Raw genomic sequence first — 16721 nt, forward strand, 5'->3', positions numbered from 1 at the left:
GCCGGCCTTGGGTACGTCGCGCCTCCATGCCCTGCTGCTCGCGGCGGCCACGCTCGTGGCTCCTGGTTCCGTGCGTGCTGCGGAGCCCGCGCCTGCCACTCGCCCCTCCGTCAAGGAGCTGACCTCGCGCCTGGATCAGGTGTCCGGTCAGCTCAAGGTGGCCGAGGAGAACCTCCGCTTCGTCGAGACGCAGTACACCCAGCGTCCCGAGCCCGGTGAGGAGGAGATGCAGCTGCGGCGCTTCTCCGACGGGGAGATTCAATACCTGCTGAGCGACTGGCCCGCCGCGTCGGTGCTCTTCTACGACCTGGTGGGCGACCCCCGGTTCCGCAACAACCCGCGCTACCCGGACGCGCTCTTCTACCTGTCGGACTCGCTCTACCAGCAGCAGAACTACATCGCCGCACGCATCTACCTGCGCGAGCTGCTCACGCTCTCCAACACCCGCCACTACCGGGAAGCGCTCGTGCGCTACCTGGAGATCGCCAGCCGGCTCAACCAGTTCACGGGGCTCGACGAGTACATCGAGCGGGCCCGGAGCCTGTCGGGCGGCCAGCTCCCGCCGGAGCTCGAGTACGTCTACGCCAAGTGGCTCTTCAAGCGGACGGACCTGCCGGACGAGACGCGGCGGGAGCGCGCCCGCGCGGCCTTTGAGCCGCTGGCTCGGACGGAGGGTGGACGCTTCCAGAAGCAGAGCGCGTACTTCCTGGGTGTGCTGTCCGTGCAGGCCGGCGACTACGCGCGCGCTGTGGAGCAGTTCCGCCCCCTGGCAACCGGCACGCCCGAGCAGCCGGAGCTCAAGCGCCTGAAGGAGCTGGCCAGCCTCTCCCTGGCGCGGCTGCTCTACGAGCTGGGACGCTACGACGAGGCGCTCGACCGCTACGCGGAGATTCCGAGAGAGAGCGACTCCTTCGTGGACTCGCTCTACGAGATGGCCTGGGTGCACGTGAAGAAGGGGGACTTCGCCAAGGCGAAGAACGCCACGGACATCCTCCTGCTGGTGGGGCCTGACTCCACGCTCGCCCCCGACGCCCGCCTGCTCCAGGGGCACCTGCAGCTCAAGCTGAGGAACTACGACGAGGCCACGTCCACGTACGAGGGCGTCATCGGCACCTACAAGCCGGTGCGCGACCAGGTGGACGGGCTGCTGAGGGAGAACCAGGACCCCATCGCGTACTTCGACAACCTGCTGGCGCGCAACGAGCGCACCCTGGACATCACCACGCTGCTGCCGCCCATGGCGCTCAAGTTCGCCTCCACGCAGAAGGAGGTGGCGGACGCGCTGCGGATGCAGAAGGACATCGACAGCAGCCGGCAGGGCGTGGAGGAGTCGAAGGCCATTGCCATGCGCATCCTCCAGGCCCTGGACGAGCGCGGCCTCGAGGTGTTCCCCGAGTTGCAGGAGGGCTACCTCCGGGCGGACGCGGTGGACAGCGCGCTCGTTCGGTCAGAGCAGTGGATGGTGCAGGTGGAGGGAGACGTGCTGCGCGACAAGCTCACCCCGGAGGAGCGCACCGCGCTGGAAGGCGTGCGCCAGGAGCGTGAGGCCCTGGGCAAGCGCCTGGCCACCCTTCCCACCAACCAGGAGGAGCTGAAGGCCCGCCAGCAGCGGATGCAGGACCAGGTGGACGCGCTGGACCGCGAGGCCTTCCAGCTAGGCTTCGAGCTTCAGAGCATGAACGCCATCTCCACCGCGGTGCGCAAGTGGCTGGATGACACGCGCGAGGATCGCCAGGCCAATCCCGAAGTGGAGAAGGAGTTCCTCGCCCAGCTGCACAACGAGGAGCAGACGGTGGGGGCGCTCCAGGTCGAGCTGCAACAGCTGCGCTCGCGGCTGTCAGACGAACGCGCCTCCGCCAACGCCTACGTCTCGGGAGAGCACGTGCTGCGCGAGCAGTACCGTGAGACGCTGCGCCGCGAGCATGCGCTCCTGACCGCGGCCGAGCAGCGGCTGTCCGGAGACGACGCGGCGCTGGTGGCTCGGACTCACGAGACACGCCAGCGCTCCGATGCCCTGCGTGCCCGGGTGGAGCTGGCTCGGCAGGTGCTGCGCGCCCAGGTGGAGCAGCGCGGCAGGCTCATCCGCGACAAGGTGCTAGCCGAGCAGAAGCTCCTCCAGGACTACCACCAGGAGGTCGCCAGCGTGACAGGCAGCGCGCGCAACCTGGTGGGCCGCATCGCCTTCGAGAGCATCCAGAAGGTGCGCAAGCAGTTCTATGACCTGGTCCTCAAGGCAGACGTGGGGCTGGTGGACGTGGCCTTCACGCGCAAGCAGGACAAGACGACGGAAATCCAGCAGCTGTCCGTGCAGAAGGACGAGGAGCTGCGCTCGCTGGAGAAGGAGTTCGAGGAAGTCCTCAAGGACGTGAACTAGATGCGCCGCCCCTTGCTGCTCACCCTCCTGACGTTGGCCACCGCGCAGGCCGCCGCGCAGGACTCGGCACGTCCCCAGTCGGCCGCCGCCGCGCCTCAGCAGCAGCCGGTGCGCTCGCGCTTCGCGGGCCTGGGTCGCACGCCCGAGCACGAGAAGCTGCTGGAAGAGCTCAGCGAGGCCGTCCAGCGCTACGAGGAAGAGTCACGCGCGTACAAGCGCGAGGTGCAGCGCCTCATCGAGAAGAAGTACCGGGAGCGGCGGGATCGGCTGTCGGAAGCGTACGAGCAGACGCTCTCGAACCTGGAGGTCCAGGAGCGCCAGGAGCGGCAGGAGGCCATCGCGCGCTTCGAGGAGTTCCTCCGGCGCTACCCCGATGAGCCGCGCTACACCCCGGACGTGATGTTCCGCCTGGCGGAGCTGTATTTCGAGCGCTCCAGCGACTCGCACAACATCGCCCTGCGAGAGCACCAGGAGAAGCTGCGGACCCTCTCGGAGAACGCCGAGCCCCCCGCCGAGCCGCTGGTGGACTTCACTCCGTCTATCGAGCTCTACCGGCAGCTCCTCTCCCGCTTCCCGGACTACCGGCTCAACGACGGCGCCTGGTACCTGCTCGGCTACTGTCTGCAGGAGCAGCGGGCCTTCGAAGAGGGCCGCGTCGCCTATCAGCAGATCATCACCCGCTACCCCAAGAGCCGCTTCGCCACCGAGGCGTGGGTCCGCATCGGCGAGTACTACTTCGACAATCCGGACACGCTCCCCCAGGCTGCCGAGGCGTACGAAGCCGCCATCCGCAACACCTCGCACCCGCTCTACGACAGGGCGCTCTACAAGCTGGGGTGGACGTACTACCGCATGGACCGCTTCGACGAGGCGGTCGATCGCTTCATCGCGCTGGTGGACTTCTACGAGGCCCAGCGCGCGGCCACAGGCAACGAGGCCGGCGGCGACCTGCGCACCGAGGCGCTCCAGTACACGGCCATCTCCTTCGCCGACGAGCAGTGGGGCGGCCTCGACAAGGCCCGGGCGTACTTCGCGAAGATCGGCCCCCGTCCCTATGAGCCCGAGGTGTATCGGCGCTTGGGGGATGTCTACTTCGACCAGACCAACCACGAGGCGGCCATCGCGGCCTGGCGGCTGGTGCTGGACAAGGAGCCGCTCGCGCCGGACGCCCCTCTGCTCCAACAGAAGATCGTCCAGGCGTACGAGCGCGACCGCAAGCTGACCGAGTCCTCCGCCGAGGCCCAGAAGCTCTCCGAGCTCTACTCGCCCGGCTCCGCCTGGTACCAGAAGCACCAGCGCGATGCGGACGTGCTGGCCACCGCGAACGACCTGACGGAGAAGAGCCTCTACTCCAGCGCCATCTACCACCACCAGCAGGCGCTCGTGTTCAAGCAGGAGGGCAAGGTCGACCAGGCCAAGGTGAGCTTCGAGACGGCCGCCGCCGGCTACGGCAAGTACCTGGAGCGCTTCCCTCGCAGCAAGAACTCCTACGAGATCGAGTTCTACGCCGCCGAGTGCCTCTACAACTCGCTGCAGTTCGCCGAGGCCGCCCGGCACTACGAGGCGGTGCGCGACTCGACGTTGGGCAACAAGTACTTCGCCGAGTCGGCCTTCAGCGCGGTGCTCGCCTGGCAGAAGCAGCTCGAGGTGGACATCAAGGCAGGCAAGCAGCCCGAGCCCATCCCGCGGCGCTCCACCGAGCGTCCCGAGGGCCAGGCCGTCACGCCCACCCCGCTCACCCCGCTCGAGGCAAAGCTGGTGGCCGCTTCGGACACGCACGTGGCCAGGCTCCCCACGAGCGAGCGCAACCCCACCATCGCCTACAAGGCGGCGGAGTTGTTCTACGCCCACGACGACTTCCCCGAGGCGCGCCGGCGCTTCGAGGCGCTCGTGAAGGCCTACCCCCAGCACGAGGTGGCCCGCTTCTCCACCAACCTCATCGTGGAGAGCTTCCTCATCGACCAGGACTGGAAGAGCGTCGAGGAGGTCAGCGGCAAGCTCGCCAGCAACAAGGACGTCATCGATCCCACGAGCGACCTCCACAAGGACCTGGTCCGCTTCAAGCTCGCCGGCCGCTTCAAGCTCGCCGACCAGCTCCTCGCCGAGGGGAAGAACGAGGAGGCCGCCGCCAAGTACATCGAGCTCGTCGACGAGGCCCCGCGCCACGAGTTCGCCGACAAGGCCCTCAACAACGCCGCCGTGGCCTATGAGAAGACCCAGCGCTTCGACTCGGCCCTCAAGCTCTACGAGCGTATCTTCCGCGAGTACCCCTCCTCGCCACTCGCCGACGGTGCCCTCTTCCGCGTGGCGGTGAATGCGGAGAACTCGTACGACTTCGACAAGGCGGTGAACAGCTACCAGAAGCTGGTGAAGGACTACCCTGCCTCGAAGGATCGCGAGGCCGCGCTCTTCAACGCCGCGCGCCTGCTCGAGGGCCAGCAGCGCTACGCTGAGGCCGCCACCGCCTTCCAACGCTACGCCGAGCTCTTCCCCAAGGCCGAGGACGCACCGCGCAACCAGTACCAGGCCGCGCTCATCCTGGAGAAGCAGCAGGACTGGCAGGGAGAGATTCGCGCGCTGGAGTCCTTCGTGCGCAAGTTCGCCTCCCAGCCCGCGCAGGCGGAGCTCGTGGTGGAGGCCAGGCGCCGCATCGGCGACGCGTGGGCGAAGCAGAAGAACGAGAAGGAGGCCCTGCGCGCCTATGCGTCCTCCGCCGACGAGTTCGACCGCCGCAAGCTCCAGCCGGACACGCACCCGCGCGCCGCGGACGCCGCCGCCTACAGCCGCTTCCAGCTCGCTGAGGCGGAGCTGCGCAAGTTCGACACGCTGAAGATCGGCGGTAAGGGCAAGGCACTCGAGCGAAGCTTCACCACCAAGCGCACCGCGGTGAAGTCCGTCAATGACGCCTACGCCCGCGTCTTCCCCTACAAGCGGCTGGAGTGGACGCTCGCTGCGCTCTACCGCCGCGGCTACGCCCTGGAGCGCTTCGCCAACACCATCATCGAGACGCCCATCCCTCCGGACGTGAAGCGGCTCGGCGAGGAGGCCGTGGTCGCCTACCAGGATCTGCTCTCCCAGCAGACCGCGACGCTGGAGGACGCGGCCGTCGAGAGCTACGCCGCCACCCTCCAGGAGGCACGCAAGAGCCGTATCTCCAACGAGTGGACGAAGAAGACGCTCGAGTCGCTCCACCGCTTCCGGCCCAAGGAGTACCCGGTGCTCAAGGAGCCCAAGGACGCCATCGCCTCGGACCTGCTCTACCCCGAGGGCACGCTGGAAGGAGGTGGACAGTGAAGCTGCGCCGACTGCTCGCCCCGGGCCTCCTGCTGTTCTCCCTGGCCTGCGCCACCACGCCCACCCCAGGCCCGGAGGCCGGAACGGACACCCCGGACACCCGACCTGCGGAGACGGACACGCCGAACACGGGCACTCCAGACACGCGCACTCCACCGGCCGCCAGCCTGGAGAAGCAGCCGACCCAGGACACCGGCAAGAAGGCCCCCACTCCCCCACCACCCGCTGCGGATCCGCAGGCCCTGGCCCAGCACGACCGCCCCAAGGACGACCGGGCGTGGACGAACCTCGGCATCGTTCAGGAGCGCCTGGGCCGCAATGACGAGGCCGAGCGCTCCTACCGGCAGGCGCTGGCGCTCAAGCCGGACCAGCAGGCCGCTTGGGAGAACCTCACGCGCCTCCAGTGCCGCACCGGACGCGCCGCCCAGGCCGAGTCCTCACTGCGTGAGCAGCTCCAGGCCACGCCGAACGCCATCGCCCCGCGCATCGCGCTCGTCCAGGCCCTGCTGTGTCAGAAGAGGCTCGACGCGGCTGCCACCGAGGCCAAGCGCGTCCTCAAGGCGGAGGAGCGCAACGTGCGCGCCATGCAGCTGCTCGCCCAGGTGTACTACCGCGAGCGCAAATACGAGCTGGCCAAGATGGTGCTCGAGAACGCTCGCACCCTCGCCCCCAACGAGGCCGTGACGCACAACGCCCTGGGGCTGGTACAGCTCGCGCTCGGGACGAAGCCCGCTGCGCTGGAGTCCTTCAAGAAGGCCTCGGAGCTGAAGCCGGAGTTCGCCGAGGCGCGCAACAACCTCGGCGCCCTCCTCAACGAGGCCCAGGACTACGACGCCGCCATCCGTGAGCTCGAGGCCGCCGTCCAGGCCGCCCCGGACTTCGTCTCCGCCCGGCTCAACCTCGGCAACGCCTACCGCGGCCAGGGGGACTTCGCCCGCGCCCTCGCCGAGTACCAGCACGTGCTCCGCCTCGCCCCGGAGCTGCCGGACACCTTGTTCAACCTCGCCATCCTCCACCTCGACGCCGAGCCCCCGGACATGGACCCCGTGGTCCGGCTCCAGACGTGCCTCTCCTACTTCGAGCAGTACCGCGCGAAGGGCGGCAAGGACGAACGGGTGGACACCTACGTCAAGGACGCGAAGAAGGGCATCGAGAAGGAAGAGCGTCGGCGCGAGCGCGAGAAGCGGGAGCAGCTCCGCAAGGCCCAAAAAGCCGAGGAAGACAAGAAGAAGACTGACGAGGCCCCACCCCCTGCCCCCGAGGCCGCCGGCTCGGGTAAGGTAGCCGAGGACAAAAAGTGAGCCCGCCCATGCGCCCTGCCCTCGCCCTCCTGTTGCTGCTCGCCGCGCCCGCGCTCGCGCAGGACAGCTCCGCGTCCACGGCGTCCACTGCTTCCAAGGACAAGGACACCAAGAAGAAGAAGGTCATCCGCCTGGACGCCATCACCGTCGAGGGCCACATCCAGAAACCGCAGGCCTTCTACGTCCTCTCCCGCTCCAACCTGAACTTCGACGAGCTCAACAAGGCCGAGAGCTTCACGCCCAAGGTCGTCAAGAGCGTGGAGAAGGAACCTTTCTAGGGTAGGAAGGGTCCCAGAGAAGAACCATGGCTTCCCCTCAGCACAGCAGGATCCTCCGCATCGGCCTCGTCCAGGATGGGCGCATCCTCGAGGAGCGCCACCTGCGCCAGCCCGGTGACTTCACCGTCGGGCAGGATCCCAAGAACTCCCTCGTGCTGCCGCTGCCGGACCTGCCGGCCAGCTTCCCCGTCTTCGAGTACCGGGCCAACCAGTACAACCTTGTCTTCAACGAGGGCATGCAGGGCCGGGTGAACCTCGGCTCCTCGGACGTGGACTTCCAGACGCTGCGCACCCAGGGCATGGCCATGGAGCGCGGCGACCAGTTCGTCCTCCCCCTCCAGGAGAGCGCCCGCGGGCTGGTGGAGCTCGACAAGGATCTCCGCCTCCTCTTCCAGTTCATCACCCCGCCACCCGAGTCCGAGAAGCCGCAGCTGCCCCCGGACCTCCAGGGCGGCTCGTGGCGGACCATGGACCGGATGTTCTTCGGCATCCTGGCCGCCTCGCTGCTGATCCACTTCTCCGGCGCGGCGATCATCATCGCCTCCGAGACGCCCCCGGAGCCCGAGCTGGAGCTGGATCAGCTGGATGACCGCTTCGCCCGGGTGTTCCTCCCTCCGCCCAAGCCGGAGGAGCCCAAGAAGCAGGCCGCCGACACGGCTCAAGCCGAGGCCCCCGAGGAGAAGAAGCCCAAGGAGAATGACTCGGACGACAAGCCCGCCGAGACGGCCTCCAAGCCCGCCAACGCGGAGGAGGCCGCCGCCCGGAAAGCCGAGGTGGCGAAGAAGGTGGCCAGCAAGGGCCTGTTGAAGATCCTCGGCTCCTCGGGTGGTGGTGGCGGCGGGGGCGCGTTTGCGGACGTGCTCGGCTCCGGCACCGGCGGGAGGGACATCGCAGCGGCGCTGGAGGGCGCGGGAGGCGTGGGCGTCGCCACCGAGGCCTCGGTGGGAAACAGCGGTCCCCGCGGCGGTGACAGCGGAAAGGTGACCGGGATCGGCGACCTCGGCACCCAGGGCGGCGGCAAGGTGGACCTGGGCGCCAAGAAGGAAGTCGAGGTCTCCGGCCGCGTCACCAGCTCCGCCCCCGAGGTGGAGAGCTCCGAGGTGGACCGCGATGCGCTCGCCCGCTACGTCAAGAGCCGCCTCAGGTCCATCCAGGGCTGCTACGAGAAGGAGCTCAAGCGAAACCCCAACCTCAAGGGCAAGGTGCTGGTGCGCTTCAGCATCCGACCCACCGGACGCACGGGGGAGATCGAAATCGAGGAAAACACCCTGGGCAGTGACGCGGTGGCCAGCTGTATCCGGGCCGTCATCCGCGGCTGGGTGTTCCCCTTCAAACCAGATGACGATGTTTCGGTGGCCTACCCGTTCGTCTTCTCGCCCGCGGGGTAAGCTCCAGTCAGCGCACCGCATCCTGGGGGGTCGGGGACATGGAGAAGCTGGCCATCATTTCCTCATCGCCGCTGTTCGAGATGCTCTCCAGCACGGAGCTGGCGCATCTGGCCGAGCTGGCTGAGCAGCGGCGCTACGCCGACGGGGAGCTCGTCTTCGAGGAGGGAGAGCTGGGTGACAGTCTCTACGTCATCGTTCGCGGCGAGGTGGAGGTGGTCCGCAGCGACAGCGGTGGGATCCTCCGGCCACTCACCGTGCTCACCGCCCCGGACTTCTTCGGGGAAATGAGCGTCATCGACAAGGAGTACCGCTCCGCCACGGTGCGGGCGCGCACGGAGGCAGTGCTGCTGCGGCTCACCACCCAACACCTGGCCACCTTCCGTCAGACCCACCGCGACGGCTTCACTTTCGTCGTCATCAACATCGCGCGAATTTTGTCGGCACGGGTGCGCGAGGCCAACGCTCGCCTGACAGCCAGGCAGGCCTAAGCAATAAGCCCGCGTTGACACCCCCGGCTCGGCCTTTCTAGGGTCGGGGCATTCGCCGCAGCCCTGGAGCAGAGGACATGCGCTACATCGGAATGCTGGCGGTGGTGCTCGCAAGCGGGCTTGCGCAGGCGGCCCAGTCCGCCCCCCGTCCACCCCCAGCCACCGGCCCTTCCTCCTTCCTACAAGAGAAGGCCAGCGACATACCGGACGAGACGAAGCTCGAGCGCAGCAGCAAGTCGCTCACCTCCATGCGAGAGACCCTTCGGGACGTGCTCGCCAAGCTGGAGGAGGCTCGGCGCGCCAAGGACGTGGTGAAGCTCAACTGCGTCAACGAGAAGCTCACGCAGATCAAGGGCTTGCTGCGCATCTCCGAGCAATCAGGCGTGGCGCTCCAGGAGGCGGTGGCCCGGAAGGAGAACACCTCCAGCGAGCACGAGTACACCAAGGTGATGATCGCTCAACAGAAGGTGTCCGGGCTCCGCTCCGAGGCGGAGAAGTGCATCGGGCAGCTCGCCTTCCAAGCGGACGAGAATATGTCCGTGGAGGTCGAGGAGCCCGAGGGCCTGCCGGGAGGAGATCCCACCCAGCCCAGGCCCATTGAGGACATCCGGGTCCGCCCCCCTCCGAGCAGCGCTGTTCGATGATTCCAGCCAGGTTGACCTTCAGCCCCCCAAGCGGCCGTGGCCGTTAGGGTGAGTCTAAAGTCATTTCGAGCACAGAGGACGTGCGTGTTATGACGCCGGGCTCGGGGAACTGATCGCCTCATGACGCAGCCTGCCAACACATGGAGGGCCTTGTGCCTGCTGGCAATGGTGGCCGCATGGCCAGCGTTTGGGCAGGCCGATCCCCCCGCCGTACGAGGTGGCCCCGAGCGGGGCGGCAACGGCCTCAAGGTGGGTAATGGTCGGCTCCACCTCACCTTCGACTTCGAGACGCGGTTCGACAGCGCCGCCGGCTACTTCCCGCGTCCGGGGAGTGGTGACCCTGTCGTGGTGTCGGACCAGCTCTCCGGGGAGGCCCTGCTGCACATCCGGCCTGGAGTGAGGCTGGAGCTCCCCGGCTCCAAGCTGGACCTGAGCCTCAAGGGCTACGCCGACTACATCCACTACACCGGCCTGATCACCCCGGGCTCGACCAACACCTCCCGCGTGGAGGCGATGGCGGACCTCAACCTCACCTACGACCGGGAAGCGCCGATCGGGTTCGAGTTGCAAGATCACCTCCAGCGCTCGGATCAGACGAGCAGCGCGGCGATCGGCGCGGGCGTGCTGTCGCTCTACAACGAGGTGCAGCTCAAGGTGCCGATCCGGCCCGGAGGCGGCGCCTTCGAAGTGACGCCCCTGCTGGCCTGGGGAATCGAGCACTTCAAGGCGACCGGCGCCCTGCCCCCGGTGGGCTGCGACAGCGCCGAGTGTGATCCGGACCTGGTGAGCACCTTCGACTACAGCAACGTGCGGATGGGTCTCAATGCCCGCTGGCGATTCCTGCCGAAGACGGCGGTGGTGGTGGACACCGACTTCAACGTGCACACCTATGCCCGAGGCAGGACTCCGACGGCCCTGCTGATGCACGCCAGGGCGGGTCTGTCAGGCCTGGTGACCCCGAAGATCGCCGTGACCGCCACGATGGGCTGGGGCAAGGACTTCGGCGAGGTGGCAGGCAGTGCGCTCCTCGCCCAGCTGGAGGCCAACTACCTGCTGAGCCAGACGGCCAGCCTCAAGGTTGGCTATACGCGCACGCTAGAGCCCGTGGCGTACCTGGGCCTGTTCCGCGATGACCGCGGGTACGTGGAAGCGCAGGCCCTGCTCGGGGGCCGGCTCTCCCTCCGGGCAATCAGCTCATTGGACTTCCTGAAGTTCCAGGGCGACCGGCGCGACACCCTCTACAAGCTGGAGCTCGGCCCCCAGTATCAGTTCGAGCGGTGGCTCGTGCTTGGGGCCGGCTACCTGTTGGGAGTCCGTTCGTCCTCGATGGGAGGCGCCGGAATCAACTACTCCCGCCACGAAGGGTATGTTCGAGTGTCCGTGATGTATTGAGACGGCCTTCGTGATGCGTACCTCTTCCCTCCTCGTGTTGCTGCTCGGCGCGCTGACTGCGTGCCGCACTCCCGCGTCTTCTCAGGCGCTCGACGCCTCTGCGGTTCCCCCGCCGCCCCCGGCTGCCGTGGCCACGGATACCGGCCGCACGCTCGGCGCGGGAGATCTGGTGGATGTACGCGTCTACCAGGAGCCCGATCATTCGGGCGTCTGGGCCCTGTCCACCGAAGGCACCATCGACTACCCGCTGTGCGGCAAGATTCACCTGGCGGGCCGAACCTCGGGGACCGCCGCGGACGCGCTGCGCGAATGCCTCGCCCGCTACCTGAAGCACCCCGAGGTGTCCGTCGTCATCCGCGAGTACAACTCGAAGAAGGTCTTCGTCTTCGGCGAGGTGCAGAAGCCGGGCACGTTCTCCTATGAGGAGGGGATGACCGTCATCGAGGCGATCACCCTGGCCGGCGGCCTCACCAAGGTGGCCTCGCCCAACGGCACCCAGGTGGCGCGGCAGACGGAAGGCCAGCAGCTGAAGATCCGCGTCCCGGTGAAGGACATCCGTGACGGCGCGGAGAAGAACTTCCCCCTCCAGCCGGGCGACATCATCTTCGTGCCGGAGAGCTTCTTCTAGGCGCGCGGGGCCGAGGGCTTCCAGCCAATGTCGGCGAGGAAGCCCTGGGACTCGGCGATGAGCTGCGAGGCCAGCCCCGGCGCACAGGCGAGCACGTCACCGATGCCCACCTGAAAGGGGGCTCCGTCGATGCGCACCATCGTCCCGCCCGCCTCCCGTACCAGCAGCGAGCCCGCGGCCACGTCCCAGGGCTTGAGACCGAACTCGAAGAAGCCGTCGAAGCGGCCAGCGGCCACGTAGGCCAGGTCCAACGCCGCGCTGCCCGTGCGGCGCATGCCCTGCGCCCGGACGATGAAGCGCCGCAACAGCCCCACCGGGCCCTCGGGCCGCTGGTGCACGTCATAGGGGAAGCCCGTGCACAGCAGCGCGTGCCCCAACTCCGTGGTGCCCGAGGCCCTCAGGGGATGACCGTTGAGCGTGGCCCCCTCCCCTCGCGCCGCGGAGAAGAGCTCGTCCAACATCGGGTTGTAGATGGCGCCGGCGAGCACCCCGTCCGGCCCCTCCACCCCCACGCTCACGCAGAAGTGCGGCACCCGGTGCGCGTAGTTGGTGGTGCCATCCAGGGGATCCACAATCCACCGCAGGCCCGAGCCCTGGGAGGATCCGCTCTCCTCGGCCAGGATCGCGTGGCCCGGGTAGCGCTGGCGGATGAAGCCGAGCACCGCCGCCTCGGCCGCCCGGTCCGCGTCGGTGACTAGATCGATGCCACCCTTGTACTCGATGGTGCGCTCGCCCTGGAAACGCTCGGCGAGCACGCGACCCGCGAGCCGGGCTCCTTCCTCGGCGATGCGGCGCAGGGTCGCGGGCGATTCATCCGACATATCGGCTCCTCCTTCGTCTACTTCGCGGGCTCTGCGAGCAGCTCTTCGATCTCCGCCTGGTACTTGGAGAGGAACTCCTCGGCGAAGCCCTCGTGCACGTAGCGAACCACACCCTTGCGATCCAGCAGCACCGTGGTGGGCATGCCGCGAATCTTCAGCACCTTCTCCGATACCTCGGCGTCAGCGTCGAGGAGCACGGGCAGCGCCGTCACCTTCGCCTCCTCGAGGAAGGCGGGAATCCCGCGGGTGTCCGCGTCCACGTTGAGCGCGTACACCTTCAGGCCCCGCGAGGCGTAGTGCTTCGCGAGGTCCTGGTACATCGGGAGCGCATCGCGGCAGGGCGCGCACCAGGTGGCCCACACGTCGAGCAGCACCACGCTGCCCCGGTCGCTGGCAATGGAGTAGGGCTCACCGCCGGGGTAGCGCTTGACGGAGAACTCCAGCGGGGCGGGCGCGGACGCCAGGCTCGCCTCGGAGGAGGCCAGCGCGGGAGCCGTGAGCGACGGCATCCTCTGCGCGCAACCAGAGAGGGCGAGCACAGCCAGGGCGAGGCGGAAGGGACGCATGCCTTATTGTGCCCCCAGACGGGCCCGCAGCGCGACGAGCAACTTGTCGATGAACCCACCGAAGGCGCCGTTGCTCATGACGAGCAGCACGTCACCTGGCTGGGACTCGCGCGCGACGCGCTCGACGAGCGTGGGCACGTCCGAGGCGTAATCCGCGGCGATGCCCTGGGACTTCAGCTCCTCGGTGACGCGGGGCACGTCCAGTTCCTCGCCGGTGGGCACCTTGTCGTGGCGCTCGGGCACCTTGAGGCTGGCCCTGGCCGCCCCGGTGAAGGAGTGCGCATAGTCCTCCTGGTGGATGTTGCGGCGGCTGGTGTTCGAGCGCGGCTCGAAGATGGCCCACAGCCGGCGCTCCGGGTAGCGGTGGCGGATGGCGGCGATCGTCTCCCGCACCGCCGTGGGGTGGTGCGCGAAGTCATCCACCACCATGATGCCGCCAAGCTCCGCCCGCACCTCCTGGCGGCGCTTCACCCCGCGGAAGGTGGCCAGGCCCTTGGTGATCTCCTCGAAGGACAGGCCCAGCCCGCGCGCCGCGGCGATGACGCTGAGCGTGTTCTCCACGTTGTGCATACCGGAGAGCGGCAGCAGCGCGGTGCCCAGCACGGTGCCGCGCTCGACCACCTCGAAGCGAGCGCCCTCGGGACCGAAGCGCACGTTGCGCGGGGTGTAGTCCGCCTCGGCGCCCTCCTTCGCCACGTAGGTGATGACCTGGCCCTGGCACGCCTGCGCCAGCTTCACGGCGTTGGGGTACGCGGCGCACACCACCAGCCGGCCGTCCTTGGGAATCAGCCGGACGAACTTGTCGAAGGTGGACTCGTAGTGCGGCAAGTCCCGGAAGATGTCCGCGTGGTCGAACTCCACGCTGGTGAGGATGGCCGTCTTCGGGCGGTAGTGGAGGAACTTGGAGCCCTTGTCCCAGTAGGCCGTGTCGTACTCGTCGCCCTCGACGACGAAGTGCGGCCCCTTCCCCACCCGGTAGTTGCCCGAGTAGTTCTGCGTGACGCCGCCCACGAGGAAGGACGGATCCTTCCCCGCCTCCACGAGCACGTGCGCCATCAGCGAGGACGTGGTCGTTTTGCCATGGGTGCCGGCCACCACGACGGAGTGCGCCCGATCCAGGAAGAGCGAGCCCAGCGCCGCCGGGAAGCTCATCTGGGCAATCCGGCGCTCGCGCACGGCGGTGGCCTCGGGGTTCACCCGACGGATGACGTTGCCGATGATGACCAGGTCCGGCTTCGCCACCTCGAGGTTCTCCGGACGGTAGGGCGTGAGCGCCTGGATGCCCCACTCGCGGAGCATGTCGCTCATGGGCGGGTAGACGTTCTCGTCGCTGCCGGTGACGTCGTAGCCAGCGGCCTTGAGCATGCCGGCGAAGGAGCCCATGCCAGTGCCGGCCACGCCGACGAGGTGGATGCGGCGCACCGCGCCGGGAGTGATGGTTTCGAGGACGTTGCCGTTGTCGTCAGCCATGTGCTTTCGGGGTGAGGTCGCTGAGGCCGAGGGCCTGCACGACGAGATCGTGGAAGACGGGGCGGAAGTCGCGGATGCGCACTTCCTTGCGGCCATGCGCCACGCGGTTGGTGACGAGCGCCACCACGAGCGAGCGGCGCAAGTCCACCCAGAGACTGGTGCCGGTGAAGCCGAGGTGGCCCACCGCGCCCGGAGGCGTGTCACCGATGAAGTGGCCCGCGCTGGACAGGCCCTGGGAGGGCGAGTCGAACCCCATGGAGCGGGTGCTGCCCTCCAGGATGGGATCGCTGGCCAACGCGCGGTACCAGAGCGGCCCGGGAGCGAGGGAGGCGTCCCCTGCACACCCAGCGAGGATGGCCTGGCCGAAACGGGCCACGTCCACCGCGGTGCCGAAGAGGCCCGCGTGGCCGCTGACGCCGTCCATCACCCAGGCGTTGTCGTCATCCACCTCGCCGGGCACCGAGGGACGCGAGGGAAGCTCGCCCCACATCCCCTCCTGACCGGGAGCGGGCTCGCGAGGACGGGTGGCTCCGGTGGGCGCCACGAGGCCATCCGTGGGGAAGTCCGTGAGGCGGTGGAAGCGCGCGGAGAGCCCGAGCGGCTCGGCGACATGGCGCGAGAAGAGGACGTCCAGGGACGCGCCTCCCGCGCGGGCCAGAATCTCCCCCAGGAGGATGAAGCCCACGTCGCTGTAGGCAGTGGCGGTGCGCAGCTTGGCCACGAGCGGAGTGCGCGCGGCGGCCTGGATGACCTCCTCACGGACGCGAGCGCGGGTGGCCGAGGGACAGGAGGGCTCGAGGAGCTCGGGCGTGGAGGTGAGCGCCTCGGCGAAGAAGGGCACGAAGGGCGGCAAGCCTGAGCGGTGATAGAGCAGGTCCGCCACCGTGGCGCCCGCGTCCCCTACGGGCGAGCCCGGGAAGAAGCGGGCCACGGGCGTCTCGGGACCGACCTTGCCCTCGGTCCAGGAGCGCAAGAAGAGCGCGGTGGTGCAGAGCACCTTGGTCAGGGAGGCCAGGTCGAAGCGCGTGTCTCCGGAGACGTTGCCTGCCACGCCGCCGAAGACCTGGGCGCCTCGGTACATCACCACGGCTTGCGCGGCCGGGAAGATGCCGAGCGAGACGGCCTCCTCGAGAACACCCTGGAGCTCCGCGATGGGGTGACTGCTCATGCCTGCACCGCTCCTTCAAGGAAGGTGAGGCGGGCGGCGCCGGCATCCAACCGCACCTGGGTGCCCAGAGCGACGGGGTAGTTGGGGATGTCGTGGCCGATGGGGAAGCCAGCGGCGCACGGCACCCCCGCCTCCTCGGCGAGCGAGCGCAGGACATCCGCGCTGCTGTAGGAAGCATCCCGCTGCTCGCAGTCGGTGAAGTCGCCGAGCACGATGCCGCGCACCCGGTTGAAGACGCCCGCGAGCATCAGGTGCGTCCAGATGCGGTCGAGCCGGTAGGGACGCTCGCCCACGTCCTCGAGCAGCAGGATGGCCCCATCGAGCGGCGGCATGTAGGGGGTGCCCAGCAGCCGGGAGAGGACGGAGAGGTTGCCCCCGAGGAGCGGGCCCTCGACGACACCCGGGACGTAGGTGGCCTTGCCCTGGAGGGGCGGCGGGGGCTCGGAGGACTCGAGCAGGCGGAAGAGGTACTCCTGGACCTCGGGCGGCTGCTTGCCCAGGTGGGTGAGGACGGGCCCGTGGATGGTGACGCGACCTAGCCCCTGAAGCGGCAGGTGGACGGCAGTGAGGTCGGAGAAGCCGACGAGTGCCGTGGGAGCCATGTCGGCGAGCGGGAGCGAGGGCAGCAGGCGCATGCTCCCGTAGCCCCCACGGGCACAGAAGATGGCGCGGGCGTCTCGGTCGACAAGGGCCCGGGAGAACTCCTCGGTGCGGCGCGCATCGGTACCGGCGAGGTAGCGCCAGGACTCATAAAGGTCGGGCCGGAAGACGGGCGAGTAACGCTGCCCGATGACGCCGAGACCGACCTCGAAGCTGGGACGATCGAAGGGGCCGGCGGGGGCGATGACGTGGACGGTGTCGCGGGGACGCAACGGGAGGGGCTTGAGCCAACGCACGGGCGCCTTCATA

Annotated in this window: 14 protein-coding genes; 9 read left to right on the plus strand and 5 right to left on the minus strand. The window is 68.5% G+C overall.

Annotation, left to right across the window (positions count from 1 at the left end):
• The first annotated feature begins 7 nt into the window (after positions 1 to 7).
• The 9 genes from F0U60_RS39990 to F0U60_RS40030 all read left to right on the plus strand — a co-directional run bounded on the left by F0U60_RS39990 (position 8) and on the right by F0U60_RS40030 (position 11787).
• On the plus strand, positions 8 to 2374 hold the full coding sequence (locus F0U60_RS39990; protein ID WP_395807704.1) for a tetratricopeptide repeat protein: 2367 nt from the start codon (positions 8 to 10) through the stop codon (positions 2372 to 2374).
• Positions 2375 to 5668 carry a tetratricopeptide repeat protein gene (locus tag F0U60_RS39995; RefSeq protein ID WP_395807706.1) on the plus strand — a complete coding sequence of 1098 codons (3294 nt, stop codon included), beginning with the start codon at positions 2375 to 2377 and terminating at the stop codon, positions 5666 to 5668.
• Complete coding sequence (locus F0U60_RS40000; protein WP_395807708.1) at positions 5665 to 6969, plus strand: tetratricopeptide repeat protein; 1305 nt, start codon at positions 5665 to 5667, stop codon at positions 6967 to 6969. The genes F0U60_RS39995 and F0U60_RS40000 overlap by 4 nt, the downstream gene beginning before the upstream one ends.
• Before the next feature lie 8 nt (positions 6970 to 6977).
• Positions 6978 to 7247, plus strand: coding sequence for a hypothetical protein (locus tag F0U60_RS40005; protein WP_395807710.1), 270 nt, complete (start codon positions 6978 to 6980; stop codon positions 7245 to 7247).
• 26 nt (positions 7248 to 7273) lie between these two features.
• A complete protein-coding gene (locus F0U60_RS40010; protein ID WP_395807712.1) occupies positions 7274 to 8635 on the plus strand; it encodes an AgmX/PglI C-terminal domain-containing protein in 1362 nt (453 codons plus the stop codon).
• Positions 8636 to 8673: 38 nt separating this feature from the next.
• Positions 8674 to 9123 carry a cyclic nucleotide-binding domain-containing protein gene (locus F0U60_RS40015; protein WP_395807714.1) on the plus strand — a complete coding sequence of 150 codons (450 nt, stop codon included), beginning with the start codon at positions 8674 to 8676 and terminating at the stop codon, positions 9121 to 9123.
• A 77-nt stretch (positions 9124 to 9200) separates the two neighbouring features.
• Positions 9201 to 9767, plus strand: coding sequence for a hypothetical protein (locus F0U60_RS40020; protein WP_395807716.1), 567 nt, complete (start codon positions 9201 to 9203; stop codon positions 9765 to 9767).
• A 120-nt stretch (positions 9768 to 9887) separates the two neighbouring features.
• Positions 9888 to 11159 (plus strand): hypothetical protein, encoded by a 1272-nt coding sequence (locus tag F0U60_RS40025; protein ID WP_395807718.1) that lies wholly within the window; start codon positions 9888 to 9890, stop codon positions 11157 to 11159.
• 13 nt (positions 11160 to 11172) lie between these two features.
• Entirely contained in the window at positions 11173 to 11787 is a 615-nt protein-coding gene (locus F0U60_RS40030) for a polysaccharide biosynthesis/export family protein (RefSeq protein ID WP_395807720.1), read from the plus strand.
• Here the strand turns inward: F0U60_RS40030 and F0U60_RS40035 are convergent.
• Genes F0U60_RS40035 through F0U60_RS40055 form a run of 5 tightly spaced genes read right to left on the minus strand, consistent with a single transcriptional unit; the run spans position 11784 to position 16720 of the window.
• Positions 11784 to 12608 carry an inositol monophosphatase family protein gene (locus F0U60_RS40035; protein WP_395807722.1) on the minus strand — a complete coding sequence of 275 codons (825 nt, stop codon included), beginning with the start codon at positions 12606 to 12608 and terminating at the stop codon, positions 11784 to 11786. The genes F0U60_RS40030 and F0U60_RS40035 overlap by 4 nt on opposite strands.
• Positions 12609 to 12625: 17 nt before the next feature.
• Positions 12626 to 13174: a TlpA family protein disulfide reductase gene (locus F0U60_RS40040; protein WP_395807724.1), complete on the minus strand. Its 549-nt coding sequence runs from the start codon at positions 13172 to 13174 to the stop codon at positions 12626 to 12628.
• A gap of 3 nt (positions 13175 to 13177) precedes the next feature.
• The gene (mpl, locus tag F0U60_RS40045; protein ID WP_395807726.1) at positions 13178 to 14644 is read right to left on the minus strand and encodes a UDP-N-acetylmuramate:L-alanyl-gamma-D-glutamyl-meso-diaminopimelate ligase; all 1467 of its coding nucleotides are present in this window, start codon (positions 14642 to 14644) and stop codon (positions 13178 to 13180) included.
• Positions 14637 to 15812 carry a serine hydrolase domain-containing protein gene (locus tag F0U60_RS40050; RefSeq protein WP_395807728.1) on the minus strand — a complete coding sequence of 392 codons (1176 nt, stop codon included), beginning with the start codon at positions 15810 to 15812 and terminating at the stop codon, positions 14637 to 14639. The genes mpl and F0U60_RS40050 overlap by 8 nt, the downstream gene beginning before the upstream one ends.
• Positions 15809 to 16720 carry an LD-carboxypeptidase gene (locus tag F0U60_RS40055; RefSeq protein WP_395807730.1) on the minus strand — a complete coding sequence of 304 codons (912 nt, stop codon included), beginning with the start codon at positions 16718 to 16720 and terminating at the stop codon, positions 15809 to 15811. Before F0U60_RS40055 ends, F0U60_RS40050 begins: the two co-directional genes overlap by 4 nt.
• Position 16721 lies beyond the last annotated feature (1 nt).

Source organism: Archangium minus (assembly GCF_044360475.1).
Lineage (GTDB): Bacteria > Myxococcota > Myxococcia > Myxococcales > Myxococcaceae > Archangium > Archangium minus.